The organism is Mycobacterium marseillense (assembly GCF_010731675.1).
Lineage (GTDB): Bacteria > Actinomycetota > Actinomycetes > Mycobacteriales > Mycobacteriaceae > Mycobacterium > Mycobacterium marseillense.
On the sequence record NZ_AP022584.1, the window covers coordinates 3914094 to 3939201 of the forward strand.

26 protein-coding genes are annotated in these 25108 nt (G+C 67.5%); 12 read left to right on the top strand and 14 right to left on the bottom strand.

The genetic code is table 11. The annotated features are described in order from the left end of the window. Nucleotides 1-262: 262 nt before the first annotated feature. Complete coding sequence (locus G6N26_RS17995) at nucleotides 263-2182, top strand: TNT domain-containing protein (protein ID WP_083015722.1); 1920 nt, start codon at nucleotides 263-265, stop codon at nucleotides 2180-2182. A gap of 1 nt (nucleotide 2183) precedes the next feature. Then, a complete protein-coding gene (locus G6N26_RS18000) occupies nucleotides 2184-2663 on the top strand; it encodes a hypothetical protein (RefSeq protein ID WP_232067485.1) in 480 nt (159 codons plus the stop codon). A gap of 131 nt (nucleotides 2664-2794) precedes the next feature. On the opposite strand, the gene G6N26_RS18005 is transcribed toward G6N26_RS18000, so the two are convergent. The 4 genes from G6N26_RS18005 to G6N26_RS18020 all read right to left on the bottom strand — a co-directional run bounded on the left by G6N26_RS18005 (nucleotide 2795) and on the right by G6N26_RS18020 (nucleotide 6061). Further along, nucleotides 2795-3124: a GNAT family N-acetyltransferase gene (locus G6N26_RS18005; protein ID WP_067170632.1), complete on the bottom strand. Its 330-nt coding sequence runs from the start codon at nucleotides 3122-3124 to the stop codon at nucleotides 2795-2797. Next, complete coding sequence (locus G6N26_RS18010; protein WP_083015718.1) at nucleotides 3111-4106, bottom strand: pirin family protein; 996 nt, start codon at nucleotides 4104-4106, stop codon at nucleotides 3111-3113. The genes G6N26_RS18005 and G6N26_RS18010 overlap by 14 nt, the downstream gene beginning before the upstream one ends. A 61-nt stretch (nucleotides 4107-4167) precedes the next feature. After that, a complete protein-coding gene (locus G6N26_RS18015; protein ID WP_067170639.1) occupies nucleotides 4168-5550 on the bottom strand; it encodes an acyl-CoA dehydrogenase family protein in 1383 nt (460 codons plus the stop codon). Between the two features lie 94 nt (nucleotides 5551-5644). After that, the gene (locus G6N26_RS18020; RefSeq protein WP_067170642.1) at nucleotides 5645-6061 is read right to left on the bottom strand and encodes a WhiB family transcriptional regulator; all 417 of its coding nucleotides are present in this window, start codon (nucleotides 6059-6061) and stop codon (nucleotides 5645-5647) included. Between the two features lie 144 nt (nucleotides 6062-6205). Between G6N26_RS18020 and G6N26_RS18025 the strand changes: the two genes are divergently transcribed. The 6 genes from G6N26_RS18025 (at nucleotide 6206) to G6N26_RS18050 (ending at nucleotide 10464) form a co-directional block, all read left to right on the top strand. Further along, on the top strand, nucleotides 6206-6994 hold the full coding sequence (locus G6N26_RS18025; RefSeq protein ID WP_083015966.1) for a helix-turn-helix domain-containing protein: 789 nt from the start codon (nucleotides 6206-6208) through the stop codon (nucleotides 6992-6994). After that, nucleotides 6991-7806 carry a C40 family peptidase gene (locus tag G6N26_RS18030; RefSeq protein WP_067170646.1) on the top strand — a complete coding sequence of 272 codons (816 nt, stop codon included), beginning with the start codon at nucleotides 6991-6993 and terminating at the stop codon, nucleotides 7804-7806. The genes G6N26_RS18025 and G6N26_RS18030 overlap by 4 nt, the downstream gene beginning before the upstream one ends. A 48-nt stretch (nucleotides 7807-7854) precedes the next feature. Next, nucleotides 7855-8217 (top strand): DUF4226 domain-containing protein, encoded by a 363-nt coding sequence (locus G6N26_RS18035; protein ID WP_067170649.1) that lies wholly within the window; start codon nucleotides 7855-7857, stop codon nucleotides 8215-8217. A 131-nt stretch (nucleotides 8218-8348) separates the two neighbouring features. Continuing rightward, nucleotides 8349-9788 (top strand): DUF4226 domain-containing protein, encoded by a 1440-nt coding sequence (locus tag G6N26_RS18040; RefSeq protein ID WP_083015715.1) that lies wholly within the window; start codon nucleotides 8349-8351, stop codon nucleotides 9786-9788. A 50-nt stretch (nucleotides 9789-9838) separates the two neighbouring features. Next, nucleotides 9839-10156 carry an ESX-1 secretion-associated protein gene (locus G6N26_RS18045; protein ID WP_067170655.1) on the top strand — a complete coding sequence of 106 codons (318 nt, stop codon included), beginning with the start codon at nucleotides 9839-9841 and terminating at the stop codon, nucleotides 10154-10156. After that, nucleotides 10153-10464, top strand: a complete 312-nt coding sequence (locus G6N26_RS18050; protein WP_008262605.1) for a DUF2694 family protein — start codon at nucleotides 10153-10155, stop codon at nucleotides 10462-10464. Before G6N26_RS18045 ends, G6N26_RS18050 begins: the two co-directional genes overlap by 4 nt. A 33-nt stretch (nucleotides 10465-10497) precedes the next feature. Here G6N26_RS18050 and G6N26_RS25835 read toward each other — a convergent pair whose 3' ends face one another. Next, nucleotides 10498-10641, bottom strand: coding sequence for a hypothetical protein (locus tag G6N26_RS25835; RefSeq protein WP_165605068.1), 144 nt, complete (start codon nucleotides 10639-10641; stop codon nucleotides 10498-10500). 82 nt (nucleotides 10642-10723) lie between these two features. Here G6N26_RS25835 and G6N26_RS26360 point away from each other — a divergent pair, with 82 nt between their 5' ends. Continuing rightward, nucleotides 10724-12415, top strand: a complete 1692-nt coding sequence (locus G6N26_RS26360) for a DUF5631 domain-containing protein (protein ID WP_083015710.1) — start codon at nucleotides 10724-10726, stop codon at nucleotides 12413-12415. Between the two features lie 55 nt (nucleotides 12416-12470). Further along, the gene (locus G6N26_RS18060) at nucleotides 12471-12791 is read left to right on the top strand and encodes a DUF2710 family protein (RefSeq protein ID WP_095578068.1); all 321 of its coding nucleotides are present in this window, start codon (nucleotides 12471-12473) and stop codon (nucleotides 12789-12791) included. A 76-nt stretch (nucleotides 12792-12867) separates the two neighbouring features. Here the strand turns inward: G6N26_RS18060 and G6N26_RS18065 are convergent, their stop codons facing one another. Next, on the bottom strand, nucleotides 12868-13641 hold the full coding sequence (locus tag G6N26_RS18065) for a TIGR03084 family metal-binding protein (RefSeq protein ID WP_067170664.1): 774 nt from the start codon (nucleotides 13639-13641) through the stop codon (nucleotides 12868-12870). Between the two features lie 38 nt (nucleotides 13642-13679). Continuing rightward, on the bottom strand, nucleotides 13680-14966 hold the full coding sequence (locus tag G6N26_RS18070; RefSeq protein WP_067170667.1) for an MFS transporter: 1287 nt from the start codon (nucleotides 14964-14966) through the stop codon (nucleotides 13680-13682). A gap of 145 nt (nucleotides 14967-15111) precedes the next feature. Here G6N26_RS18070 and G6N26_RS18075 point away from each other — a divergent pair, with 145 nt between their 5' ends. Beyond that, entirely contained in the window at nucleotides 15112-15717 is a 606-nt protein-coding gene (locus tag G6N26_RS18075) for a YqgE/AlgH family protein (RefSeq protein WP_067170670.1), read from the top strand. Nucleotides 15718-15735: 18 nt separating this feature from the next. Here the strand turns inward: G6N26_RS18075 and G6N26_RS18080 are convergent, their stop codons facing one another. Further along, the gene (locus tag G6N26_RS18080; protein ID WP_067170673.1) at nucleotides 15736-16077 is read right to left on the bottom strand and encodes a hypothetical protein; all 342 of its coding nucleotides are present in this window, start codon (nucleotides 16075-16077) and stop codon (nucleotides 15736-15738) included. Between the two features lie 67 nt (nucleotides 16078-16144). Next, nucleotides 16145-17350 carry an LpqN/LpqT family lipoprotein gene (locus G6N26_RS18085; RefSeq protein WP_083015708.1) on the bottom strand — a complete coding sequence of 402 codons (1206 nt, stop codon included), beginning with the start codon at nucleotides 17348-17350 and terminating at the stop codon, nucleotides 16145-16147. A 184-nt stretch (nucleotides 17351-17534) separates the two neighbouring features. On the opposite strand from G6N26_RS18085, the gene leuS reads away from it, so the two are divergent. Next, nucleotides 17535-20444 carry a leucine--tRNA ligase gene (gene leuS, locus G6N26_RS18090; protein ID WP_083015706.1) on the top strand — a complete coding sequence of 970 codons (2910 nt, stop codon included), beginning with the start codon at nucleotides 17535-17537 and terminating at the stop codon, nucleotides 20442-20444. A 5-nt stretch (nucleotides 20445-20449) separates the two neighbouring features. Here the strand turns inward: leuS and G6N26_RS18095 are convergent, their stop codons facing one another. The 5 genes from G6N26_RS18095 to G6N26_RS18115 all read right to left on the bottom strand — a co-directional run bounded on the left by G6N26_RS18095 (nucleotide 20450) and on the right by G6N26_RS18115 (nucleotide 25103). Further along, nucleotides 20450-21121, bottom strand: a complete 672-nt coding sequence (locus G6N26_RS18095) for an SDR family oxidoreductase (protein ID WP_083015705.1) — start codon at nucleotides 21119-21121, stop codon at nucleotides 20450-20452. Nucleotides 21122-21179: 58 nt separating this feature from the next. Continuing rightward, nucleotides 21180-21683 carry a MarR family winged helix-turn-helix transcriptional regulator gene (locus G6N26_RS18100; protein WP_067170688.1) on the bottom strand — a complete coding sequence of 168 codons (504 nt, stop codon included), beginning with the start codon at nucleotides 21681-21683 and terminating at the stop codon, nucleotides 21180-21182. 65 nt (nucleotides 21684-21748) lie between these two features. Next, entirely contained in the window at nucleotides 21749-22498 is a 750-nt protein-coding gene (locus G6N26_RS18105) for an amino acid ABC transporter ATP-binding protein (protein WP_083015703.1), read from the bottom strand. After that, entirely contained in the window at nucleotides 22495-24312 is a 1818-nt protein-coding gene (locus G6N26_RS18110; protein WP_083015700.1) for an ABC transporter substrate-binding protein/permease, read from the bottom strand. The genes G6N26_RS18105 and G6N26_RS18110 overlap by 4 nt, the downstream gene beginning before the upstream one ends. A gap of 50 nt (nucleotides 24313-24362) precedes the next feature. Next, nucleotides 24363-25103: a GntR family transcriptional regulator gene (locus G6N26_RS18115; RefSeq protein ID WP_083015696.1), complete on the bottom strand. Its 741-nt coding sequence runs from the start codon at nucleotides 25101-25103 to the stop codon at nucleotides 24363-24365. Between the last annotated feature and the right edge of the window lie 5 nt (nucleotides 25104-25108).

Below are 25108 nucleotides of genomic sequence, written 5' to 3' on the forward strand. Positions count from 1 at the left end.
TGCCTCGGCCGTCCTTATTACTGCGAGGCGCGTAGCACCGGTCCGCACTGAACAACTCCCTCCCGACGAGATCCAGCCCATCGTTTCATGTCTAGCTCGCAGCTTCCAGCGGTCAGCGGCTAGCAAGCCGATTCGATTCGGGAGTGAATTGACCAAGGCGATTGCGCCAGTAGCCTTATGAGCTAGCTCAGGGAGGGTTGGGAATGCGCGCAATACCGTGGCGAGGACGGACATTTAGGGCTGCGCGGCCACGAGCGGTGCTGTGGGACTTCCGTATATAGATGAGCAGGCGCTGATCGCAGAGGCCGGCGGCGACCCCTGGGCGATCAATGCCAGCCTGCAGGCGGGAAGCCCGTTGCAGATCTCCGATCTGGCCGATGCTTTCCACGGCGCGGGCCGATGCACGGCCGAGGCAGAGAATGCTTTCCAGCAAGCGCGCGCCCGCTTCGAGGCCGCTTGGAACCAACATGACGGCGGTGGTCATCCCATCAACGATTCTGACGAGGTTCAGCGGGTCACGAAAGCCCTAGGGGCGCAGTCGTTGCAGCTGCCCAAGATCGCCGCGGACCTGGAAGGCATCGCAGCGGCACTGGCCGATGCGCAGAAGGCCGGAGCCGCGCGGATTGCCACCCTGGATTCCCAGCTGAAGAGCATTTCGGACTTGGTTAGTCAGACCGTCGCCATATTGAACAACGACAAGAGCCTCAGTGCGGGGGAAAAGGACGCGCTGCACGCCCTGATCAACACGTTGGAGGACGACGCCCTGCGCGACACCAAGTCCGCGGTCGCCGCGCTGCTGTCAATTCGCAACGGGTACTCCGACGGCCTTCAGAAATCACTGAACAACCTTCACGCCGAAGGGTACGACGCCCCGCTCCACGGTGTCGATGCCGACGGCGTGGTCCCACCGTCTCCCGCCCAACTCGCCGCGTTGGCTGACATTCGCCAAGCCACCAACCAGGCCGTCGTGGACCAGATGGCCAAGGTGCGGGCCGCGCAGGAGGCGCTCAGCAAAGCGGCGGCCGACCTCTATACCCATGGTCCGGGTTCGCCGGAAGGCGAGGCGGCCAGTGCCAAACTACCCAAGCTCAAGGCCGACCTCGCCCGCGCTCTCGACGACCTGGGCAAGATCCCCGACTACAACAGCATTGATCCAGCGTCGATAAATGTCGGCCCCGACGGGCATTTCACGTTCACCTACAACGTCAACGGCCAGCCCGTGCAGGCTTACGGCCAGCTCAAGAACGGCACGGGCGAATTCTTCGACCAAGCCAGGGGCACGTACTACACCTTCAACGGCGGCAAGTTGACCGGCATGCGCACGCCGGATCCCGGGCAAGTGGAAGCGACTGCCGAACCACTCTTTACTGCCGTCACCCTGGCGGTCGGGGCCCCGGCGCTCAAGGCGGGCGGCGAAGTGGCCATTCAGGGCGTAAAGATGCTTTTCAGCCGCGAGATGTTGGAGGGTCTGACGGCCGACAACGTGTTCCCCCGCGCACTCGCCGGAGCCGAGGAACACTTTCAGGTCGCAGAACGGAACCTGGCTTCTCATGCCCCGCTACCCGGGGAGCCGGTCCCGGGCACTCACGCTCTCGAGCCGCCCCCGGTCGAACACGCGCCGCCCGCCGCGCATGGCGACATACCCGTCGAGCACGCGCCTGCCGGCCCCCGCGTACCTGTGCTGCCCGACGGTCATGTACCGCTACCACCAGATGCCCCGCCGCCACCTCCCCTGGGTTCGGATCACCCATTGTTCGATGGTTACCACCCGGTTGAGCCGGGGCCGGAATTCATCAAGTCCGATGGCAGCCTTTTCTATCCAGACGACACGTTGCCAACCAAGCCGTATGCGATTCCGGGAACCATTGTTCCGGACGCCCACCTGACTCCGGGCACAGTTCTCAGCCGTTTCGGTCACCCGGGAGGCGCTTACATAGCTCCTGAGGGAACGCCGTTTGCGCAACTCTCGCTTCCTCCAGAAAGTGCTGCCAAGCCTTTTTACCAATATGTTGTGCAGGACCCCGCTGCGCTACCACCCGGCTGGCATATAGAGGGATCGGAAGCAGCCCCGTGGTTCCATCAGCCAGGAGGAGGCCAGCAATATCGAATCATTAGGCCAGACGGCAAAAATGGTACGGTGGAGCAGCTGGAACGTTTTGGGGTAGTACGACGGATAAGGTGACATGACAGATTTCTCGCGCTTGTCGAGCATTTGGTCCGCATGGGCCCCTAAAGCTGGCCTAGCGGGCGTGGAAATATCGCTGACGCGCGACGATTGCGAAATCGCATTTAAGGCAACGGACTATTCCGTTCACCTGCGGCATGATAAAGACCGCTGGGCGATCGATATAATCGACGATCGAGGCCAGAAGCGTAGTGATGTGGCCACATTCTCAACAGTCGACCTTGTAGAGAAGTACCTTGTTTGGGATTGGGCGACCCTAGCTCGTTCAGGGCTGGCGTCTGGGCCACTGGGCGCGGATCTCTACCGGCTCGGGTACGCCCCCGGTATTGAAGTTTCGGAATTGGGTGAAGGCAGGATCCAAGTCTGCCTAAACGGTGATTGCGCGATCCTAATCGCGGGAGACGCCACTATCTTCAGTCATATAATGGCAAAGTCAGTCGACGAGTTATTGGATATTGCTAAAAATGCCGGACTTTAGCAAGCGGGCTATTTCTTGCCCGGTGGAGCGCGAAGGCAGCGGGCATCGCCTGCGGCAATTCACCAGACGTGATACTGAACAATCACTTTGCTAGTGCGACAGCCCTACAAATGCTGGCTGTATGCGATCCCCTAAGACCGCACCCACTGCGTAATCTCCGGGGTGACCGGGTCCGTGATGTCGTCGAACTCGGGATGCTTCTTGAGTACGGTGCCGATCATCGAGCACACCGGAACAATCCGCTTGCCCTCGTCGCGCGCTTCGTTGAGCGCCTCCTCGACCAGGATCGTCGCGAGACCCCGTCCGCCGTAAGCCGGATCGATTTCGGTGTGGTAGAAGACGCGTTGCTCGCCGCGATCGGCGAAATCGGCGAGTCCCACTGTCTTGCCCTCGACGGCAATCGTGTACTTGCCGTCCTGAAGGCTGACTGTGGTTTCCGCGCCGGTCTTATCGGTTGCCATTTTCGCTTTCCTTTCGTTGGGGTATCGGTCGAGGCCGCAGCCGAGTGGTCGGCAGCGGCGGGGCGGGCAGTCGGGTGAGCGCACCACGGTATCCCTGGACAACGCCGAACCGGTCGTCGCCGTCCTCCCACAGCTGGCGATAGTTGACGATGTCCTCGTGGCTTCGCCCGACGAAGTTCCACCACATCACCAACTCTTCGGTGAAGGGTGTACCACCGAGCAACATCACGCGCGCCGGCCGCTCCCCCGCGTTGCGCACATGCAACTGTGCGTGGCCCGGGCTCAGGTAGGCCAGCTCGGCGATCGCCAGGGCCGTCCCATCCACGTGGACGGCACCCGAATCGCAGAGCACCCCATGTTCGAAGGTCGGGTCGACGTCGATGTCCAATCCCGCGTCGGCGTCGAGGTCGAGTTGGGCGCCCAGCAGCGGGGTGAATGTTGGTGTGGGCGAACGACTCCCGGTCAGCTCGCCGAGGAACACCCGCGCCTCTGCGCCCGGCAGCGAGACCGGGGCGGGCGCGTAGTGGGCAAAGTCCCGCGCGGTGTCGCGGGCGGAAGCGGGAAGCGCCACCCACAGCTGGACGCCGTGCAAGACGGGCCCAGCCTCAACCGACACTTCCGAATGGCAGATGCCGGCGCCGGCGGTCATTAAATTCAGCTCGCCGGGCCGAACGACCGCACGAACGCCGGCGCTGTCGCGGTGCTCCACTTCCCCACTGAACAACCAACTGACGGTTTGTAGTCCCGTATGCGGGTGCGGTGGCACATCCATTCGCGCCGCGACCGGGCCGTAGTGGTCGATGAAACACCACGCGCCGATCAGCGAGCGCTCTCGTTGCGGCAGCGTGCGTTGCACGCGGATCGCCCTCGGGCCGCCCAAGGGAACCTCGCGCGGATGCAGCACTTCCACCGTGGGCGACACGCCCCGGTGTTGCGAAGCGGCGCAGGCGACTTCGGCCGGCGCGGCTTCAAGGTTGCTCATCGTCCATCCTCCGTCGCGGGCCCGCGAACGGTGCCGCCATCCGTGACCGTACCTGGGCAGCTCACTTGCCCGGCGGCCGCAGCACCTTCATGGCCAGCCGCATGACGGGTTCGGGTACCCGGTCCTGCATCGACAGGGCGGTGTCGGCGGCGCGGGAGCGCAACGGGGTGCCCCGCCCGAAGACCCGGTTTAGCGGCCCCCCGGACGGCTCGAGGACCACATGCAGCGGCGGGGTACCGACGGCCGCGCCCAGGGCGTTGGAGATGACCATCCGCTGGATCTCGCTGGTTCCTTCAAAAATGGTGTACAGCTTGGCATCCCGATACCATTTCTCAACCGGGTGATCGGTGATGTAGCCCCAGCCGCCCATGGTTTGGATGGCGCGCTCGGTGGCCTTGACCGCGACCTCGCTGGCGGCCATCTTCGACATCGAGCCCTCGCCCCGTTCGAACGGAACGTTGTTGGCCGCCATCCAGGACGCACGCCAGGTGAGCAGCCGCGCCGCGTCGATCTGCGTCGCCAATTCCGCGAGCGGGAACGCGATGCCCTGATTGTCGATGATGGGCCCGCCGAACGCCTCACGCTCGGTGGCATACGCGGTCGCGTACTCCAACGCCGCGCGGGCGATCCCGATGGCTTGGGCGGCGACCATGGGTCGCGTCTGCTCGAAAGTTCCCAACGTCGCTGAGCCAGGACGCTTTCCGCCCGCCACGGCTTCTCGCGCCTTGGCGAGTTTGTGTTCGAGCTTTTCCTCCCCGCCGAGCAGATTGGCGCGCGGCACGCGCACACCTTCGAAGAGCAACTCGGCGGTATGGGAGGCTCGGCAGCCCAGCTTGTCGAGCTTTCGCAGCAGCTTCAGTCCGGGCGTGCCGCCGGGCACCACAAACAGCGCCTGGCCCCGGTGGCCGAGTTCCTCGTCGACCACCGCGTTGACCACGTGCACATTGGCGATGCCGCCGTTGCCGATCCACATCTTGTGGCCGTCGATGATCCAGTCATCACCGTCGCGGCGGGCACGGGTGCGCAGGTTGCGCACATCGCTGCCGCCTTCGGGCTCGGAGATCGCCAGGGCGGCGAGCTTGAGATCGCCTGGGGTGCCGAAACATTCGGGCGCCCACTCCAGCATCTGCTCGGGGGACGCGGCCTGGCCGATCGCCGAGAGGGCCAGGGCCGGCATGACGATGGCCAGTCCGATCCCGGCGCACCCCCAGAACAGTTCCTCCATGAACATGGGCAGGGAGATGCCGGTCGGATCGCCGATCAGGTCGCGATAGAACAGCGGGCTGTAGAAACCCTGCTGGGCCGCCTCCTCGAGCACCGGCCAGGGGAATTCCTGTCGCTGGTCATAGTCGAGGGCTACGGGGCGGATTACGGATTCGGCGAACTCATGCGTGCGTCGGGCCAGATCGTGTTGTGCGGCCGTCGGGGTCAGGTCGAACGTCATGGGTGCGCCTTTAGGTCGACAGACTGGTCTTGCCGACCCCGACTACCCCGTTGACTGGCTCAGCAAACTGCCGAGCTGGGATTTCGGCAAAACGTCAGGCGGCCGTACGAGGCCCGACTTGGGCCAGCGGCAGATGCAACACGACCGCGGGCACCGCGACCGACTCGTGTTCGTGGCGCGCCAGCAGCGCCGCGTTCTCGGGAAGCTGCCTGGCGTTGATTTCGCCGGACGCGATACGGCGCAGGACGTCGTGGGCGTGCGCGAGCTGGTCACGTTTGCGGTACTGGCCACCCGGCAGCTTCACGCCGGCCCACACGCCGTACTCCTCGCGGTGTGCGATCGCGTGTTGGGCGCAGCGGCGCTGCTGTGCCAGTGGGCAGCGGCGCAGGCATTGCAGGCGCGCCTCGGTGGCCGACCGTTCGTATGCGCGCGCCTTCGCCGCGCCGTCACCACCGTCATCGTCGGGGTAGCCAAACCAAAGCTCCGGGTTGGCTGCGCACGGGTGTCCCATGTCGGTCTCCTTGTCGAGCGTAAAACGTAGGTAAAAGCGTATATCGGCGAGACGCCCCAACGCAAGAGAAACGTAGACAGAAACGTATATACGCATATCCGAGGCGGTGGCTGTGTACTATCCGGCCTATGGCCGGAGCGTGTGGTGAGCCGTGAATCGGCCGGTGCGGCTATCCGCGCGTTGCGAGAATCGCGGGATTGGTCACTAGCCGACCTCGCCGCCGCGACCGGGGTCAGCATCATGGGGCTCAGCTTTTTGGAACGCGGCGCCCGTAAACCGCACAAAAGCACAGTTCAGAAGATTGAAAACGGGCTTGGCCTGCCGCCGGGCACCTACTCCCGGCTCTTGGTGGCCGCCGATCCGGACGCTGAATTGGCGCGCCTGATGGCCGCGCAGCCGCCGGCCGCGATGCCGGCGCGGCGCACGGGACCGGTGGTGGTCGACCGTCACAGCGACACCGAAGTGCTGGAAGGTTACGCCGAAGCCCAGCTGGACGCCCTCAACTCCGTCATCGATCGGCTTCCTGCGACAACATCAAACGAATATGAGACGTATATTCTGTCTGTGATCGCTCAGTGCGTGAAGGCGGAGATGCTCGCTGCCAGCTCCTGGCGGGTGGCGGTGAGTGCCGGCGCCGATTCGACCGACCGGCTGATGGAGCATCTCCAGGCCCTCGAGGCGACGCGCACCGCGCTGCTGAAGCGGATGCCCGCGAGCCTTAGCGCGCGTTTCGACCGGGCCTGCGCGCAGTCCTCGTTGCCGGAGACGATCATCGCTGCGCTGGTCGGTGTCGGCGTTGACGAGATCTGGGACATCCGCAATCGCGGGGTCATTTCGCCGGGCGCCCTCCCCCGCGTGCGCGCCTTCACCGAGGCGGTCGAGGCGACGAGCCAAGACGAGGCAAGCCACGACAGCGTCGAGGGGGCGCAGTGAACAGCGAAGTCCAGGCGCTGAGCCGCGCCCATCAACTCTTCGCCGGCAGCACGAGGCCGTCGTCGCTGGATGCGGACACCGGGCACTACCGCGGCCTGCTGCGCCGGGCGGCCCGCCTGAACGACGGGTTGGCCCGCGGCGGTTACCAACTCGCGGTGGACCACAGTCGGCAACGCCTCGCGTCGGCCGCCGGGACCGACGCCGCCGTCACCGACGTGCTTGCCGACGCCCACCGAGACCGGGCGCAGGCCCGCGACCTGACCCACAATGTCCTCGACGCGGCCCGCGCCGAGGCCTCGACGCTCCCGTCGACCCCGTTGGCGCAGCGAGAGGCGATGCGGCGCCGCGCAGCCCGACTGCGTACACAACGGGCCCACGTCGTCTCGGCCAGGTTGCGTGCGCGACGGCACCACGCGGCACTGCAGGCATTGCGGTATCGGCTGCGGCATGGCCGTGGCCTCGGCTTGGCGTCGAACGACCGTGCCGCGCTCGCGGTGCGGGCCGCACTGTCCCGGCTGGGCCGCCCCTACGTCTGGGGCGCGACCGGCCCCGACGAGTTCGACTGTTCCGGGCTCGTTCAGTGGAGCTACGCGCGGGCCGGTATTCACTTGGACCGCACCACCTATCAGCAGATCAACGACGGCATCCCGGTACCCCGTTCGCAGGTGCGGCCGGGTGATCTGGTCTTTCCGCACGCCGGTCACGTCCAGCTCGCCATCGGCAACAACCTAGTGGTCGAGGCGCCATACTCGGGCGCGTCGGTGCGAATAAGCCGACTGGGCAACAGCGTTGCGATACGCCGACCGATATGACCCGCCAACCTCGCCCGGCGATGCGGGCACGACGAGAAGGGTGAGCCGATGCCGGAACAACCCGGGCACTCGTTAGAGGCCGTCGAGGCACGGCGATCGACGCTGGCGAGCCAGCACGGCGCCGCGTCCGAAGCCGACCTCGTGCTGACGGACGTGCTGAACACCGCTCACACCGCGGCGCGTGAGAGCGTCCGGCGACTGGACGCCATCGCCGAACAGATCGACCATGCCGTCGTGCAGCAAGCGAACCTCGCCGTGGATACACCCATGGGGGCGCGCGAGTTCCACAGGTTCCTGCTGGACAAGCAACGCGAGATCGCCGCAATTGTGACTGGGGCGCGCGAACTCGCTCAGGCCAAAAGGGCTGTCTTGGAGACCCTTCGGGCGCGCTACACCGCCGGTGGCAGTTGACCCGGAACTCGTCCACAATGATGCAGCTCAGTGAATTGTCGGCAGGGACACCCGCCAGTACTGTCGCCGGGCATGGAGGGGTCGCGTCACTTCTTGCAGCGGGGGCCGCTGCGGCGCCGCCTGCGCGACTGATGTCGGCCTACGACGATCTCCTGGCCACCGTCAAGTCCGTCCGGGATCGCACCGGCGATCCCAACGCGTGGCAGACGGGGTTGGCTCCGACCGAAGTCTCCGCTGTCATCACGCCGACCACGCGCACCGACCAACTCGAGGCGATCGCGCGCAAGATCCGCCGACAGCACGCGGACGTGTTCGGGGCCGCGCCGGCGAGCGGCCCGTCCACGGGGCGACCGCCCGAAGGAACCGCGACACCCCCGGATCGGGAATCGGGCGCGGCGGCGGACGCGATCGCCAGCGCGGAAGCCGCTCTGGCACAGCAGAACTCGGCGAGCTCGCAATTGGACATGCAGGTGGTGTCGGCCATCCTGAACGCGCACCTGAGCGCGGTCGACGGCAGGGAAGCGCTCACCAAGTTGCAACACGAAACCGAAGCGGCGGTCCGGATCAGATCCGACCTCGACACTCCGGCGGGAGCGCGCGATTTCCAACGCTTTCTCATCGGCAAGCTCAGAGACATTCGAGCGGTGGTCCTGAACGCCAGCCTGGACGACACGTCGAAGTCGGCGCTGATGGCCGCCTGGACGTCGCTCTACGACGCGTCCAAGAATGAACCGGACCGGCCGGGCGAGCACGCGCCGGCGGCCGCCGTTGCCGAGTCGCCCGCGGGCAGTGTGGCCGATGAGAGCGACGCCGAATGGGATCCGCTGCTGGACTCGCTGGTGGCCGACGATGACGCACCGTGGCCCGACGATGATCCGGTGGCGGGTGCCCCGATCGCCCCGGCGACGGAAACTCCGATGGCGCCCCCGATGCCCAACTTCGGTGGCGGGCCCCTTCCGGGGCTGGGCGCCATGCCCGCCCCCACGGCGGGATGGGAAACGCCAGGCGGCCTTCCCTTTTCGCGCGGCGAGAAAGACGACCCGGCGCTGCAGGATTTGGCCGACGACGAACTACCGGATGTCCAAGAGGAAGACCCGAGCGCGCTCGACAGTCCGGACAGCCCCGACGGGCAGGACGACGACCCGCAAAGCGTTGCGTCCGATGCGCCTTCGGCCGGCCCGACGCCGGTGACCCTGCCCGACGGCGAAACCGTGACCGCCGCCAGCCCACAGTTGGCGGCGGCGATCCAGGCCGCCGTGGGCGGTACGCCGATCGCGGAAGCCTTCCAACACCAGGGAATGACCATCCCCCCACCGGGGACGGCGGTCGCCAACCCGATCGATGCCCTACAGCTAGGCCCAGGCGACATCGGCATGTTCACGGACCGGCACGCTCTTGCCCTGGGCCCTGATAAGGCGCTTCTCGATGGCCAAATTCAGCACATCGCCACCGTGAGCGGACCGAGCTTTCTAGGCTGGGAGCATCCGCCGGCGGCGGCCGCGGCTGCGACCACGCCGACCAAGCCTGAACCACCGACACCTACCCGGCCGGCGACCTCGTCGACCACCTGAGAAAAATGAACTCGCCGGCACGTACGGCGGTCGTCAACAGGAGACAGCGGATGGCAGATTCGATACATGTGGTGCCCGCGCACTTACGCCAGGCCGCCGCGCACCATCAGGACACGTCGGAGTATTTGCGCACCGTTCCGTCGTCGCACGCCGCGATCCAGGAGAGCCTCGATTCGCTCGGGCCGATCTTCAGTGAGCTTCGCGATGCCGGCCGCGAGCTGCTTGAGCTGCGACGCCAGTGTTATGAGCAACAGGCCTCCGACCACGCCGATCTGGCCGACCAATTGACCGTATCGGCGACGATGTGGGAACAGCACGAGCAGGAGGCTGCACGCAAGTTCGGCGACGTCGTCGACCGCGGTCGATGACCGACGCGAATCCCGCTTTCGACACCGTTCACCCGAGTGGGCACATTCTGGTCCGCTCTTGCCGCGGCGGATATATGCACAGCGTCGCGCTGAGCGAGGAGGCGATGGAAACCGACGCCGAGACGCTGGCGCAGGGCATCGTGCTCACCGCCGACGTGTCGTGCCTCAAGGCGTTGCTGGAAATCCGCGACGAGATCGTCGCGGCCGGCCACACACCGTCCGCTGAAGTTCCTACCCCGCGCGACCTCGATGCCGCCATTGAGAAGTTGCTGGCGCACAAACTGCGCCGCCGCAACGGCGGACGCTAGCCGGCCTGCACGGACCTGATATGTGACGCCGGGCTAACGCAGCCACGGCTTGGCCGCGCTGGGATCGGGAGCGATTTCCGTGGGCGGCTCTACGGGATTGGGGCCGAACAACTCTCGCGCGCGGGCGAGGAGGGCACGCACCTCGTCGAGTTGCTGCTGCAGTGCAGATTCAGCCATGTCCCCACGCTACCCAGGCGTTTGCGGGCGCACAATTCACTGACCGCACAAGTCGACCGCCCGCTGCCGGTAGGCTTAGCTAGTGGCGATCTTCGGCCGGATGACGGCGCGTCAGCGCCTCCGGAGAGCTACCCGGGAATCCCTGGCGATTCCGGCTTTCAGCTCTCCCATCGACTGCACCCCGTGGGTGACAGGCGGGCTGTGGCCTGCCGAATTGTCGACGGTCACTGCCGAAACCGCCACTCTCGCAGAGTATCTCAAGGCCGATCTGCAACGAATCGCCAACGGCGCCAACGATCAACTCAAGATGCTCAAGCGGGCCGGAATGACCGACCCGGCCCGGCAGGCGGCCGAGGCTCGAATCATCGAGGAAGCCCGCGGCCGTGCGGTGCGCCGGGTCGAATCCACGATCCGCTACCTGCATACGGTGCAACGCGGCGCGCAGTCCCCCGCGGCGCCCCCACCGGCCCTCGGGCCATCCGGAACGGACCTGGAAAAGACGCAGGTGCTACCGGCGGTCCGCGAGGTCGACGACGACGCCGAGCCGCCCCAGCCGCCGCCGAGATGGCGTCGCCGCCCGGTCGAACCGGACGAACCGGTCGAGCCGGGCGAACCGCAGGCGGCCGAGCAGGAGGCCACCCACGCTGAAGAGCCGACCGGGCCCGCCGATGTGTCGCCTCTCGAGGCGACGCAAGTCATTCCGGTGGTCACGGAGGAGGCGGAGCCGGTCGTCGAGGCACCGGTCGAGCGCGCCCCTGATCCGGCGCAGGAACCCGTCGCGAGCGGCCGGCACCATGCGGTCCTGGAGGAGCCGGCTGGTGACGACGAGCCGGTGGCGCCCGAGCCGGAAGCCGCCCCCGATGAGGAAGAGCCGGTCGGGGTCGCCGATGTGTCGCCTCTCGAGGAGACGCAGGTGATTCCGGTGATCACGGAGGAGGCGGAGCCCGTCATCGAGGCGCCGGTCGACAGCGCGCCAGAGCCCGAGCCCGTCGCGCCCGTCGACAGGGGGCGCCACCACGCCCCGGTAGAGGAGCCGGCGGCCGCCGGCGGCGACGAGCCGGCCGTCATTGACCAGGAAGCCCCCGTCGAGTCGACCGAAGCCGTCGCAGCGGCGCCAAAGCCCATCGAAAAGCCCGCCACCCCAACGAAATTCGACAACGAACGGTTGAACCGGCTGCTCGAGTTTGTGGTCCGGCAAGAGCCGCGGCTGAATTGGGCGATCGGGGATCGCGCCGACGGGACCACGGTCTTGGTCACCGACCTTGCCCACGGGTGGATCCCGTCGGGCATCAGCCTTCCCGCGGGCGTGCGGCTGCTGGAGCCTGAGCGACGCAGTGGCAGGGTCGCCGCGCTGATCGGCGACACGGCGCGCGTCGTCACTTACGCTCCCGGTGATTCGCTGCGCCGCTCGGCCGACTTCGCCGCGACGCGAGCGTCGGTGGAGCCGCGCCAGCTGCCGGCGATCGATGACCTGGCACGGGTGCTCAGCCAGGTCACCCGGGCGCGCGCGGAGCTGCCCAAGATCGTGACCCGGCTGGCCGACGCCGCGGCCGCGGGCACCTTCATCGTCGATCAGGAGGTCGACGTGCTGCGCGTGCATCTCGACACGGCCCGGTATCAGCTGTTGGTTCAGTATCCGAACGTCAATCCGGCGCTGCTGCTCAAGTGCCTGTTGATGGCCGCCACCGAAGGCATTGCCAGCGGAGACACCGTGTCGGCGAACTACCACCTCGCCTGGTTCCACAAGCTCGCCGTGCCGACCTCCGGCCATTGAGCCGACAACCGCCGCGTATGAATTGACGCTGGTCGGAGGGCTCGACGATACTGTCCTGGTGTCGGGTTCGGGCAGTCGCGCGAATCTCAGCGATAAGGATCTGGTCGAGTCGGTTCTTCGGGAACTGAGCGAAGCGGCCGATAAATGGGAAGCCCTGGTGGCGCAGGCCGAGGCGGTCACCTACAGCGTCGATCTGGGCGACGTGTACGCCGTGACGAATTCCGACGGTCGACTGATCAAGCTGACTTTGCATCCCGGCGTGATGGCCGGGTACGGCCACGGCGAGTTGGCCGACAGGCTGAACCTGGCGATCACGGCGCTGCGCGAAGAGGCCGAGGCGGAGAACCGGGCGAGTTACGGCGGTCCCCTGCACTGACGGCGGTGACGTCCTCATCGCGTGGGTGGGGATTGGGCAAGAAGATGTGCGCGGACAGCGGGCTACCGTCGCGGGCTCACCGCCCGGGGCCGGGCGGTCCCGCGAAAGCCTGCGCGATTTCCAACCAGCGCTGCGCCTCGGCGCCCTGGGCCGTGATGTCGAGGCTGCTCAACGGGCGCCGTTGAGTGACAAGGAAGCAGAAATCCTCCGCCGAGCCGCTGACCCGCTGCTCAGCCTCCGGGGGTCCCCACGACCAGGTGTCACCGCCGGGTCCGCTCAGCTCGACCAGGAACGGCTCGGCTGGGGGCGCCAGATTGTTGACGGCAAAGGCGAAATCGCGGGTGCGCACCCCGAGGTGAGCGATCGACCGTAGCCGGTCGGTCGCGGGCCGCGTGACGCCCAGGGCGTCGGCGACGTCGAGACCGTGCGCCCACGTCTCCATCAGCCGCGCCGTGGCCATCGATGCCGCACTCATCGGTGGCCCGAACCACGGGAGTTTGCGACCGGCGGCGACCCCGAGCAGCTCCTCGTGCAACCGGCGGCGGGTGGCGCGCCAGTCGGCGAGCAGCTGGGCCGGCGCCAGCGCCGCGAGTTCTTCGGCGCCCTCATCGACGAAGCCCGTCGGGTCGGCGGCCGCACCGGCCAGCACTTCGGCGAAGCCGGGCTCGTCGGTCACCGCGATCAGGGCAACCCGGTCGGTCCACAGCAGGTGCCCGATCTGGTGCGCGATGGTCCAGCCGGGTGCGGGCGTCGGGTCGGCCCAGCGCTCGGGCGGCAACGGTGCGACCAGGGCGTCGAGCGCATCGCTTTCGGCGCGCAGGTCCTCGACCATGGGTGTGGGACCGGTCATCGCTTCCCTCCCCGGCGTGCTGCGATCACGTCGCCACCTTAGCGATCATTCGCCGGCTCGCTGCGGCGCCCGACGAAGCTGTGCACCGCCAGGCCGACTAGGTAGAGCACCGAGCCGAACAGCGCGAACGCGGGTGCGTGTCCATCGTCGGGGATCAACATCCCGGCCACGGTGATCGCGACGATGAACGCCACCCAGAACAGCGCATCCTGCACGGCGAACACGTGTCCGCGCAGCGCGTCATCCACATCCATCTGGATGGCTGTGTCCGCGCAAAGCTTGACCACCTGACCCGTCACGCCGAGCAAAAAGCCGCACGCCACCATGACCGGGACCAGCAGCTGGGCGCCGGCGACCTCGATGATCGCCGAGGCCGCCAACGCCCCGTTGGCCGTGGCATAACGCCCCCAGCGACGGATCGCGGGCGGGGTCAGCAGGTTGGCCAAAAAGGCGCCCAAGCCCGCCGCGCCGAAGAACAGCAGCGCGGTGCCGAACCCCCCACCGTCCGCATCGGGCATGTGATGGACCAGCAGCAGGACCAGCAGCGAGTTGATGCCGACCACCATCCGGTGCGAGGCCAGGCCGGACAGCGTGGCGCCGACGGTCGGGCGCTGCGCCACCGTGCGCGCGCCGTGCAGCCAGCCGGTGACTACCGCGTAGAGGACCGGTCCGTGGATTGCGCGCCGGGTGTCGTCGGGGCCCAGCACGCGCGCACCGAACCGCCAGGACAGCAGCAACGCCATCGATACGGGAATCGCGGTGATGAAGACGATCGCCGAGGCGCCCTTGTCGCTGGCGCCGAAGATGAACCGCGGCACGAGCATGAAGTTTGCGCCGACGAACGCCGCGATGGCCCCGATGGCGGTGGCCACCGAGTTCATCGTCACCACCTGCTCGCGCGGCACCACGTGCGGCAGCGACGCTGAGAGCCCGGACCCGACGAATCGGGCTAAGCCGTTGGCGAACAACGCGCCCAGCAGCAGCGGCAGGTCGCCGGCCCGGACCGCCAGAATCGTGCCGATGGCGGCGATCAGGATCAACCGGCCCGCGTTGGCCCCGACGAGGACGAGCCGGCGGTCCCAGCGATCCATCAGTGCCCCAGCGAACGGTCCCAGCAGCGAGTAGGGCAAGAACAGGACCGTGAAGGCGCGCGCGATGGAAAGCGGGTCAGCAGCTCGATCCGGGTTGAACAGGAGCGCTCCGGCCAGCGCCGCCTGAAACAGGCCGTCACCGAACTGGCTCGCCATGCGCACCTGCAGCAGCCGCCAAAAATCTGGCAAACCGCGCACCGACCGCCAGATTTCGACGGGTGCGCTGGACTGCATCCGGGTTGGGATCACCGAAACCGACTTCCGCAATTGGGGCTGGCAAGCTCGCGCGCTCAGAGCTGTCCCAACAACAGTACAAATCGCCGCGTCCCGCACCTTCGATTGCCCTGGGCCACGATGGGCCAGATGCGATGATGGTGGGGTGCCGCCGCCGGAGGACCCAGAGGACTATGTCGCACCCGCCGCGCAACGGGTGCGTGCGGGCACTTTGCTGCTCGCCAACACCGACCTTCTGGAACCGACGTTTCGGCGCAGCGTGATCTACATCGTCGAGCACAACGATGGCGGCACGTTGGGTGTGGTGCTCAACCGCGCCAGCGAAACCGCGGTGTACAACGTGCTGCCCCAGTGGACCGACCTATCGGCGAAGCCGAAGACGATGTTCATCGGTGGCCCGGTGAAGCGTGACGCCGCGCTGTGCCTGGCGACGTTGCGCGTCGGCGCCGATCCGCAAGACGTGCCGGGCTTGCGGCATGTGGACGGCCGGGTGGTGATGGTCGATTTGGACGCCGACCCCGACGCGATCGCACCACTGGTGGAGGGCGTGCGGATTTTCGCCGGGTACTCCGGCTGGACCATTGGTCAGCTCGAAGGCGAGATCGAACGCGACGACTGGATTGTCTTGTCCGCCTTGCCATCCGACGTTCTCGTCGGGCCGAGGTCAGATTTGTGGGGCCACGTTCTGCGCCGGCAGCCGCTGCCGCTTTCGCTGCTCGCGACCCACCCGATCGACATCAGCCGAAACTAGCGCTCCCCCAGCTCAAAGTCAGTGGCACGACTGCGTGCAGCCGGCGCAGCTGCCCGCGCAGGCGGGCGCCGCTTCTTCCTGACGCAGCGCGAAACGCGCGCTCTGCCAGGAGCCCGCGGCCAGCGTTCCGAGCGCGCCCGCGACACACACGATCAGCACCACCAGTGCGGTGTGCGGGACCGCGGCCAGCGCCACCACGCCACCGGCGCCCAGCATCACCGCGGCCGCCAACTGGGTGGGCGCCATGGCGCGCAGCGCCAGCGCCGTGGCGCCGAAATTCCGATTGTGCGCAAGCGACCAGGTGCCGAACCCCGCTGAGGCCACCGACGCACACATGCACAGCACGCCCGCAATCAGCATGGGCTCACAATACGAGCCGGGTTGCCGGCCCGCTCATCCGGCTCTGCGGGTGTGGCGGCCGCCGGACTCAGTGCTGCAGGAACGAGAAGTTCGGCAGCGGCGGCAGGCCCGGCACCATGGCCAGCAGGCTGGGCGTGTGCTGCTGGTTGGGTACCGGCGTCTGCGCGGGGAGCCGGGCCGGGGCCGCGGGAGTCGTCTGCGCGAGCGGCACCAACGGAGCCGTCGCGGGTGCCGGGACGACAGGAGCGGTCGGAGCAACCGGAGCAACCGGAGCGACGGGGGCAGCAGGGGCAACCGGAGCGGCCGGGGCGGCTGGAGCGACCGGGGCGGCCGGGCCAGCCGGAGCGGTGGCGGGGACCGGAGCGGCCGGCGGCTGGGCGGGCCGCCCGACCGGAGATGCGGCGGGCGCTTGGGCCGGTGCCGGAGCGGGCGCGCCCGGGGCGGCGACCCGGAAGCCGTTGATGATCGCGTCTGTGGCCGGTGCGTCGGCGACGCTGACCGCGCGATCGGTGGTCACCGCGAGCGAGACGAGGTACTTGTCGGGACCCGACGTGGCGATGACGTGGCGCCGCGACGTGTTCAGCGTCATGTCCCCGTCGCGGTAGGTGCCCTCGACGATCGATGACGGGAAGCCCCCGAAATCGGCCATCGAGGCGTTGGTGGGCTGCCACGCCAGCAGCTTCTGGCTGTCGACGTAGCCGTGCGTGATCGCCTCTTTCGGATCGAAATCGCCGACCAGCTTGTACACCACCACCTGGGCATTCGAGGAATAGATGCTGCTACCGCGCCGATCGGCGATGACCGCGAACGCATCCGGCACGTTCGGGTCGGGCACCTGGGTCCAGCGGGCCGGCACCGGCAAGGTGATGTCGAGCGCCTTGAAGTTCTGCGGCTTTTGCGCCTCGAGCTTGACACCCTTCGACTGCAGGAATTCACGGATCGTGCCGGAGGTCGCGGGAATGGGTGCCGGGGCGGGAGCCGGCGCCGGCGCGGCAGCCGGAGCGGCCGCGGCGGGCGTCGCCGCCCCCGGGGTCCCGGCGGTGGCCGACGGCGCGAGGGGAGTGGCCGCCTGGGGCGCGGCGAGGTATCTGCTCGGAGGCACCAGCTCGGGCCCGAGGTTCTGTGGCGCCTGCGCGGGGACGGCGGGAACCGGGACCGGCGCAGGAGGCAACGGTTCCGCCGATGCCGTGCCGCTCGCAACAACCGCCAAACCCATCAGGCCGGCGACCATGCCGCCGAGAAGTGCCCGGTGGACGGGGACGATGTCAATCATCTGCGTCGGTCCTTCCCATGGCTCAACTACCAGAAGCCGTCGATAGTGGCTGACTGTAACTAGAGGTCAAAGGCGGTGAACAGGCTCGAAATACACCTGGGATGAACCCCTGATCGGCGCGCAACGGAACCGAGACCAACCTGTGGCCGGCGAACCGCCGTGTCGGCCCTTATACCCTGTTCAGGTGACCGAATCCCCGACCACTTCGCCAGGCGCCGGCGCCGGCGCCGTCCAGCCGGACTCCGACGCGCCGCCCCACCGTTACACCGCGGCGCTGGCGGGCCGGATCGAGGGCACGTGGCAGGGCAACTGGGCGAGGCTGGGGACGTTCAACGTGCCCAACCCGGTCGGATCGCTGGCCCCGGCAGACGGGTCCCCGGTCCCGGACGACAAGTTGTTCGTGCAGGACATGTTTCCCTACCCGTCGGGGGAGGGACTGCACGTCGGCCACCCGCTGGGCTATATCGCGACGGACGTCTACGCCCGCTATTTCCGGATGACGGGCCGCAATGTGTTGCACGCATTAGGTTTTGACGCGTTCGGGCTCCCCGCCGAGCAATACGCCGTGCAGACCGGCACCCACCCGCGCACCCGCACCGAGGCCAACGTCGTGAACTTCCGGCGCCAGCTCGGCCGCCTGGGACTCGGCCACGACAGCCGGCGCAGCTTCTCCACCACCGACGTCGAGTTCTACAAGTGGACGCAGTGGATCTTCCTGCAGATCTACAACGCCTGGTTCGACACTGCCGCCAACAAGGCCCGGCCCATCGCCGAGTTGGTCGCCGAATTCGAGTCCGGGGCGCGCCGTCTCGAGGACGGGCGGGACTGGGCCACGTTGTCGGTGGGGGAGCGCGCCGACGTGATCGATGGCCACCGACTGGTCTACCGGGCGGACTCGATGGTGAACTGGTGCCCCGGGCTGGGCACCGTGCTGGCTAACGAAGAGGTCACCGCCGACGGCCGCAGCGACCGCGGCAATTTCCCGGTGTTCCGGAAGCGGTTGCGGCAGTGGATGATGCGCATCACCGCTTACTCCGACCGGCTGCTTGACGACCTCGAAGTGCTGGACTGGCCGGAGCCGGTCAAAACCATGCAGCGCAACTGGATCGGACGGTCCGCCGGGGCCAAGGCGCTGTTTTCGGCGACCAAGTCGGACGGCGCGACGGTCGACATCGAGGTGTTCACCACCCGTCCCGACACGCTCTTCGGCGCCACCTATCTGGTGCTGGCGCCCGAGCACGACCTGGTCGACGAGTTGGTGGCCGCGGCCTGGCCCGACGGGACCGATCCGCGCTGGACGTATCGCGCCGCGACGCCCGGCGAAGCGGTCGACGCCTACCGGAAGGCGATCGCCTCGAAGTCGGACCTCGAGCGCCAGGAGAGCAAGGCAAAGACCGGCGTCTTCTTGGGCAGCTACGCCACCAATCCCACCAACGGCAAACCCGTGCCGATCTTCATCGCCGACTACGTCCTGGCCGGATACGGCACCGGGGCGATCATGGCCGTCCCCGGCCACGACCAGCGCGACTGGGACTTCGCCCACGAGTTCGGTCTGCCGATCGTGGAAGTCATTGCCGGCGGGGACATTTCGGAATCCGCCTACGCCGGCGACGGGGTGCTGGTCAACTCCGGATACCTCGACGGCCTGGACGTGGCGGCGGCCAAGGAAGCGATCACCGCCCGCCTGGAATCCGAAGGCCGGGGCCGCGCGCGCATCGAATTCAAGTTGCGGGACTGGCTTTTCGCCCGCCAGCGGTACTGGGGCGAACCGTTCCCGATCGTCTACGACAGCGACGGGCGCGCGCACGCCCTCGACGAAGCCGCGCTGCCGGTCGAGCTGCCCGACGTGCCGGACTACTCGCCCGTGCTGTTCGACCCCGACGACGCCGGCAGCGAGCCCTCGCCGCCGTTGGCCAAGGCCACGGAGTGGGTGCACGTCGAGCTGGATCTCGGCGACGGCCTCAAGCCCTACAGCCGCGACACCAACGTGATGCCGCAGTGGGCGGGCAGCTCCTGGTATGAGCTGCGCTACACCGACCCGCACAACTCGGAGCGGTTCTGCGCCAAGGAAAACGAAGCCTACTGGATGGGCCCGCGGCCGGCCGAGCACGGCCCGCAAGATCCCGGCGGCGTCGACCTGTACGTCGGCGGCGCCGAGCACGCGGTGCTGCACCTGCTCTATGCGCGGTTCTGGCACAAGGTTCTCTACGACCTGGGCCACGTCAGTTCGCGGGAGCCGTACCGCCGGCTGGTCAACCAGGGCTACATCCAGGCCTTCGCCTACACCGACGCGCGCGGAGCGTATGTCCCGGCAGAAGAGGTGGTCGAACGTGACGGCGGCTTCGTCTACCCGGGGCCCCGGGGAGACATCGAGGTCTTTCAGGAATTCGGCAAAATCGGTAAGAGCCTGAAGAATTCGATCTCGCCCGACGAGATCTGCGACGACTACGGCGCCGACACGCTGCGGGTCTACGAGATGTCGATGGGCCCGCTGGAGGCGTCCCGGCCCTGGGCGACCAAGGACGTCGTGGGGGCCCACCGCTTCCTGCAGCGCGTGTGGCGGCTGGTGGTCGACGAAGAGACCGGCGAGACGCGGGTGCTCGACGGGCCTGCGCAGGAGCTGGCCACCGACACGCTGCGGGTGCTGCACCGCACCATCGCCGGGGTCGCGGAAGACTATGCCGCACTGCGCAATAACACGGCGGCGGCCAAGCTGATCGAGTACACCAACCACCTCACCAAGGAGCACCGGGACGCGGTGCCCCGCGCGGCGGCCGAGCCGCTGGTGTTGATGCTGGCGCCCCTGGCTCCGCACCTGGCCGAGGAGTTGTGGCTGCGACTCGGCCACACCACCTCGCTGGCACACGGGCCATTCCCGATGGTCGACCCGGCGTTTCTCGTCGACGATACGGTGGAGTATCCGGTGCAGGTGAACGGCAAGGTGCGTGGACGCGTGACGGTCGCCGCCGATGCCGACCATGACACCCTGAAGGCCGCCGCGCTGGCCGACGAGAAGGTCCAGGCGTTCCTGGCGGGCGCCAACCCGCGCAAGGTGATCGTGGTGCCCGGCCGGCTGGTCAATCTGGTCGTGTAGCGCCGCTACCGTCCGGCCGGCCGAAGCACCACCTCGTGGACGTGCCCGTCGCGCGGGGTGGCCACCACGTTGGCGACCGCGGCCGCAACGGTTTCCGGCTTCAGGAACTTGGCGGGATCGTAGCTTCCGCCTTCGAATTCGATGAGTTCGCGCTGCATGTCTGTGTCGGTGCGGCCCGGATAGATTGTGGTGACACGCAGCTCCGGCTCGTCGTTGCGCAGGGAGTCCGCGAAGGCGCGGATGGCGAACTTGCTGGCCGAATAGGACGCCATGCCGGGCGAGACGTTGCGCCCCGCGCCCGAGTTGATGAAGATGACCTGGCCGCGCGCGCGTCGCAGCGCGGGCAACAGTGCCAGCGTAAGTTCCACCGGCCCAAAGACGTTGACAGCGAAGGTGGCCCGCCACTCGTCGACGTGGGATTCGGCGACCTTCCCCGGGATCGACAACCCCGCGTTGTGCACCAGCACGTCGAGTTCGTCCACGATTTCACAGGCGGCCTCGATATCGCCCCCGTCGGTCAGGTCCAGCGGAAACGTGGTGGCATCGAGCCGCTCGGCGACCGCGTCGAGCCGGTCGGACGGGCGGCCGGCCAGCAGCAGGGTGTGCGTGGGCGCCAGCGCCGTGGCGATCGCCGTGCCGATCCCGCGGCCGGCGCCGGTGATGAGTGCATTGGGCATGCCTGGAAGTCTACCCAGCCCGGGACCCCAGGCGAAAAACGTTAGACGCCAGTGGGTTTCAGGCTTCCTTGCGGGCGGGCGGCACGCCGGCCGGGCCGGATGTCGGGTCGCCGGAGGCCAACCGCTCCAGCGGTGCCAGCGCCTTCATCAGGGTGTCGAGGTCGTCGGGGGGGAGCTGGCTGAGCATGGCGGCCAGGGCCGCGCGACGGTTGGCCAGCGATTCACCGTGGACGGCTCGACCGCGCGGGGTGATGTCGACCAGGACCGCCCGCAGGTCGGACGGGTCGCGGGAACGCTTGACCAGCCCCACCTTCTCGAGCCGGCGGATCGCCACGGTCGTGGTAGGGGTCCGCACCCGTTCGTGCGCCGCCAGATCGGTCATCCGGATCGGGCCCTGATCGAGCAAGGTGACCAGGATCGACAGCTGCGCCAGGGTCAATTCGCCGGCCGCGGCCCCGCTGGGGTCCCCACGCCGGAGCATGGCAAACAATTTGGACAGCGCGCGGTGCAAACCTTCGGCGAGCTCGGCAACCTCGGCCGGGTTCGATTCGCTGTCTGCCATAAATCGGGAGTCTAACCCGTTATCAGGTGCGTACAAGGTAGCTATTGCTCATTGGGCAGTGCAGATCAAAGCACTTGGGACAAAAACCGCTGCAGCCGTTCGGTCTCGGCCGCTTCGAATATCTGCTCGGGAGGTCCCGATTCCACCACCTTGCCGTGATCCATGAATACCACCGCATCGGATGCCGACCGGGCGAAACCTATTTCGTGGGTCACGACAACCATTGTCATGCCATCGGCACCGAGGTCGGCAATGAGTTCCAGAATTCCCTTGACCATTTCGGGATCCAGCGCCGAGGTCGCTTCGTCGAAAAACATCACCTGCGGCGACATCGCCAGCGCGCGGGCGATCGCCACCCGCTGTTGCTGACCACCCGACAGCATGCCGGGGCGGGCACCGGCCTTGTGTTTCAGGCCAACTCGGTCCAGTTGCGTCAGCGCCAGGTCGCGGGCCTGGTCGACGGGCAGACGCCGTAACTTGCGCGGCGCCAGCGCGACGTTGTCCAGCACGGTGCGGTGCGGAAAGAGATTGAAATGCTGGAACACCATGCCGATCCGCTGGCGGAGCTCGTCGGGATCGTCCTTGAGCACCGACCTGCCGTCGAGCAGGATGTCGCCGCCGTCCGGCTCATGCAAGCGGTTGAGTGTGCGCAGCAGCGTCGACTTGCCCGACCCGGACGGCCCGATGACGGCTGCCGTGCTGCCCGCCGGGACCTCGATATCCACACCGCGGAGCACCGTGGTGCCGCCCAGGGTTTTGTGAATACCATTGCACGCCAAGGAGACTGACGACCGGCCGACGACGCTGGAGCTCACGTGATCTCCTGGCCGAACGTCGAGGTGAGCATGTCGGGGTGTTCCTCGGGATCGACCGCGGCGCGACCACGGCGCAGCCGCGCGTCGATGTAGTTCACCAAATGCGTCAACGGCACGGTCAGGATCAGATAGAAGGCGCCGGCGGCGACCAGCGGCGACAGGTTGCCGGTCTGCGCGTTGAGGTCGCGGCCCACCTGGAACAGCTCCCGCTGGTCGGCGACCAGGCCCAGGAAGTACACCAGCGCAGAGGCTTTCAACAGCGCGATGAATTGATTGACCAGTGCCGGCAGCACCCGCCGGATGCCCTGTGGCACCACCACCAACCGCATCGCCGCCGAATAGCTGAACCCCAGCGCGCGGGACGCCTCCAACTGGCCGGGATCCACGCTTTGAATCCCGGATCGCAGAATCTCGCCGACGTAGGCGGCGGCCATCATCCCCAAGGCGGCGACGCCGATCGGGTAGGGGTTGTTGTTGGTCAATCCGCCCACGATCGGCCCGACACCGAGCCCGATGATCAGGATGATCACCACTTCCGGAAGCCCCCGGAACACGTCGGTGTACACCCGCGCCGGCCAGCGCAGCCAGCGCGAGTCGGAGATGCCGGCGACGGCCAGCAGCATGCCCAGCGCCAAACCGATCACGCTGGCGCTGCTGGTCAAGATCAACGTGTTGGGCAATCCGGTGCTGAAGAGAGCGGGAATGGCCTGCCGGTACATGTCCCAGTCGAAGAACGAGTCACGCAGCTGTGCGAGCGTCGATTTCGGCGCGGCCGGACCCACCTTTTTGTGGTGTTGACTCGCCGCGATGGCGGCGAAGTCCGGCAGCACCGGGGCCGGGGCGGCCAGGGATCCAGGCTTCCAGCCCGGCGGCAGGGTGCGGGGCACCCACTGCGAGTACAGATTTGACCAGGTGCCGTCGGCGATGACGGCGTCCAGCCCGGCATTGAGCGCATCCACCAACGGTTTGTTGTCCTTGGCCACCGCGTACGCCACGAATCCCTCGTTGCTGAAGGTGTGCGCCACGATCACCGCCGGATCGCCCCGCTGGATCGTGCTCGCGGCCTCCCCGGCCGGTGCCACCCACGCGTCGATCTGGCGCGTCTTGAGGCTGGCATACACCGTGGCGAAGTCGGGGTACTTCACCGGCTGCAAATGCAGGTTGTCGACGACGTAGGACTCTTCGACGGTGCCCTGCACCACCCCGATGCGCTGCCCCGGGGCCAGATCGCCGAAGTCCTTGATCGCGGAGCCTGGGGGCACCACCAACGAGTAATAGCCGAAGTCATAGCCGTTGGTGAACGCGACGGTTCGGCGGCGTTCGTCGGTGGCTTTGATCGACGAGGACCCCACGTCGAAGCGGTGCGTCGCCACCTGGGCGAGCAGACCGGCGAAATCCGTGCCGACGAAGCGGACTTGGAGTCCGAGCTTGCGGGCGATCGCCCGCAGCAACTGGTTGTCGAAGCCGCTGTACTGGCCGGTGGGTGTGATGCAGATGTGCGGCGGCGCGCCCGAGAGCGTGCCGACGGTCAACACCCCCGGTGTGCCCAATCCCAGCGTGTCGACGTTCACCGAACTCAACGGTTCGACGCTGGGCGTGGTGTGCTCGTCGGGCCGGCCCATGGCACGGCTATGGGCCAGATTCTCGGGCAACACCGCCGCGCTTTTCGGGCCGGCGGGCGCGCATTGGTTGCGGTCGGCGGCCGCGGGACTGGCCAGCGTGATCGCCGTCGACCCCCACACCATCAGCAATGTCGAGGCCAGTGCGAACAGCTTTGCAAGGCGCGTGGCGCGCCGGCGCACGGGCAAGCTCATCACTGCCACCGTATCGACTGGCCGGCGGCACGGCCTTGACAGCGCCCGTTCTACAGCGCCAGCGAGGCCTCGGCGGAGACCGCCTCCCCGCCGGTGATCACCTGAAGGGAACCCGGAACCGCGCGCCCGACCTCGTCGGTCGGGGTGAAGACCCGGCGGCGAACCAACTCGGCAAGCATGGTCTGGGCCATCAGATAGGAGCGGTCGACGCATGCCGTCCGCGCGGCGTCGGGATCGTGGCGGTGTATTGCGCAGTTCTCGTCTTCGTAGAACGGCAGCATTTCCTCGCGTCCGCCCTGATAGGTCGTCCAGAACAGGCGGGGGATGAGGTTTTGCGACGCGCGGATCGTGGCGTGCAGCCGCGGCCCGGCGTACTCGTCGTTGACGGTCCGCCGATATTCGGCGGCGATGTCGCTGAACGCGCGCGCATCCTTGGCCGCGCGCAGCGAGCGCATGAGGGTATCGAGTTGCCCCAGGATCCGCGGGGTGGGATTGGTCGCCGCGCGTGCGGACGCGATCCCGTTGAGCAGCCCGTCCAATTCGTGGTGTTCGACCACGGTGGCTTCGTCGAACCGCTCGACAAAGGCGCCGCGGTGGTAACGGGTGGAGACAATGCCGTCGTGTTCGAGTTGGACCAGTGCCTCCTGAATGGGGACCCGGCTGACTCCCAGGCCCAGCGCAATTTCATTGCGGTCGACGCGGTCCCCGCTGCACAGCTTGCCGGTCAACAACAAGTGGAGGATGTGCGAAACAACCAGGTCCTTTTCCTTGACCCCGTATTTCTTCGGCATCTTTT

What these genes read in the sequence shown, in the direction of transcription:
- G6N26_RS18085 (WP_083015708.1), bottom strand. Translation starts at nt 17,350, where the DNA reads ATGATTGACATCGTCCCCGTCCACCGGGCACTTCTCGGCGGCATGGTC.
- G6N26_RS18035 (WP_067170649.1), top strand. Translation starts at nt 7,855, where the DNA reads ATGCCGGAACAACCCGGGCACTCGTTAGAGGCCGTCGAGGCACGGCGA.
- G6N26_RS18000 (WP_232067485.1), top strand. Translation starts at nt 2,184, where the DNA reads ATGACAGATTTCTCGCGCTTGTCGAGCATTTGGTCCGCATGGGCCCCT.
- G6N26_RS25835 (WP_165605068.1), bottom strand. Translation starts at nt 10,641, where the DNA reads ATGGCTGAATCTGCACTGCAGCAGCAACTCGACGAGGTGCGTGCCCTC.
- G6N26_RS18070 (WP_067170667.1), bottom strand. Translation starts at nt 14,966, where the DNA reads ATGCAGTCCAGCGCACCCGTCGAAATCTGGCGGTCGGTGCGCGGTTTG.
- G6N26_RS18040 (WP_083015715.1), top strand. Translation starts at nt 8,349, where the DNA reads ATGTCGGCCTACGACGATCTCCTGGCCACCGTCAAGTCCGTCCGGGAT.
- G6N26_RS18050 (WP_008262605.1), top strand. Translation starts at nt 10,153, where the DNA reads ATGACCGACGCGAATCCCGCTTTCGACACCGTTCACCCGAGTGGGCAC.
- G6N26_RS18100 (WP_067170688.1), bottom strand. Translation starts at nt 21,683, where the DNA reads ATGGCAGACAGCGAATCGAACCCGGCCGAGGTTGCCGAGCTCGCCGAA.
- G6N26_RS18115 (WP_083015696.1), bottom strand. Translation starts at nt 25,103, where the DNA reads ATGCCGAAGAAATACGGGGTCAAGGAAAAGGACCTGGTTGTTTCGCAC.
- G6N26_RS18015 (WP_067170639.1), bottom strand. Translation starts at nt 5,550, where the DNA reads ATGACGTTCGACCTGACCCCGACGGCCGCACAACACGATCTGGCCCGA.
- G6N26_RS18005 (WP_067170632.1), bottom strand. Translation starts at nt 3,124, where the DNA reads ATGGCAACCGATAAGACCGGCGCGGAAACCACAGTCAGCCTTCAGGAC.
- G6N26_RS18010 (WP_083015718.1), bottom strand. Translation starts at nt 4,106, where the DNA reads ATGAGCAACCTTGAAGCCGCGCCGGCCGAAGTCGCCTGCGCCGCTTCG.
- G6N26_RS18095 (WP_083015705.1), bottom strand. Translation starts at nt 21,121, where the DNA reads ATGCCCAATGCACTCATCACCGGCGCCGGCCGCGGGATCGGCACGGCG.
- G6N26_RS18110 (WP_083015700.1), bottom strand. Translation starts at nt 24,312, where the DNA reads ATGAGCTTGCCCGTGCGCCGGCGCGCCACGCGCCTTGCAAAGCTGTTC.
- G6N26_RS18080 (WP_067170673.1), bottom strand. Translation starts at nt 16,077, where the DNA reads ATGCTGATTGCGGGCGTGCTGTGCATGTGTGCGTCGGTGGCCTCAGCG.
- G6N26_RS18045 (WP_067170655.1), top strand. Translation starts at nt 9,839, where the DNA reads ATGGCAGATTCGATACATGTGGTGCCCGCGCACTTACGCCAGGCCGCC.
- G6N26_RS18020 (WP_067170642.1), bottom strand. Translation starts at nt 6,061, where the DNA reads ATGGGACACCCGTGCGCAGCCAACCCGGAGCTTTGGTTTGGCTACCCC.
- G6N26_RS18065 (WP_067170664.1), bottom strand. Translation starts at nt 13,641, where the DNA reads ATGACCGGTCCCACACCCATGGTCGAGGACCTGCGCGCCGAAAGCGAT.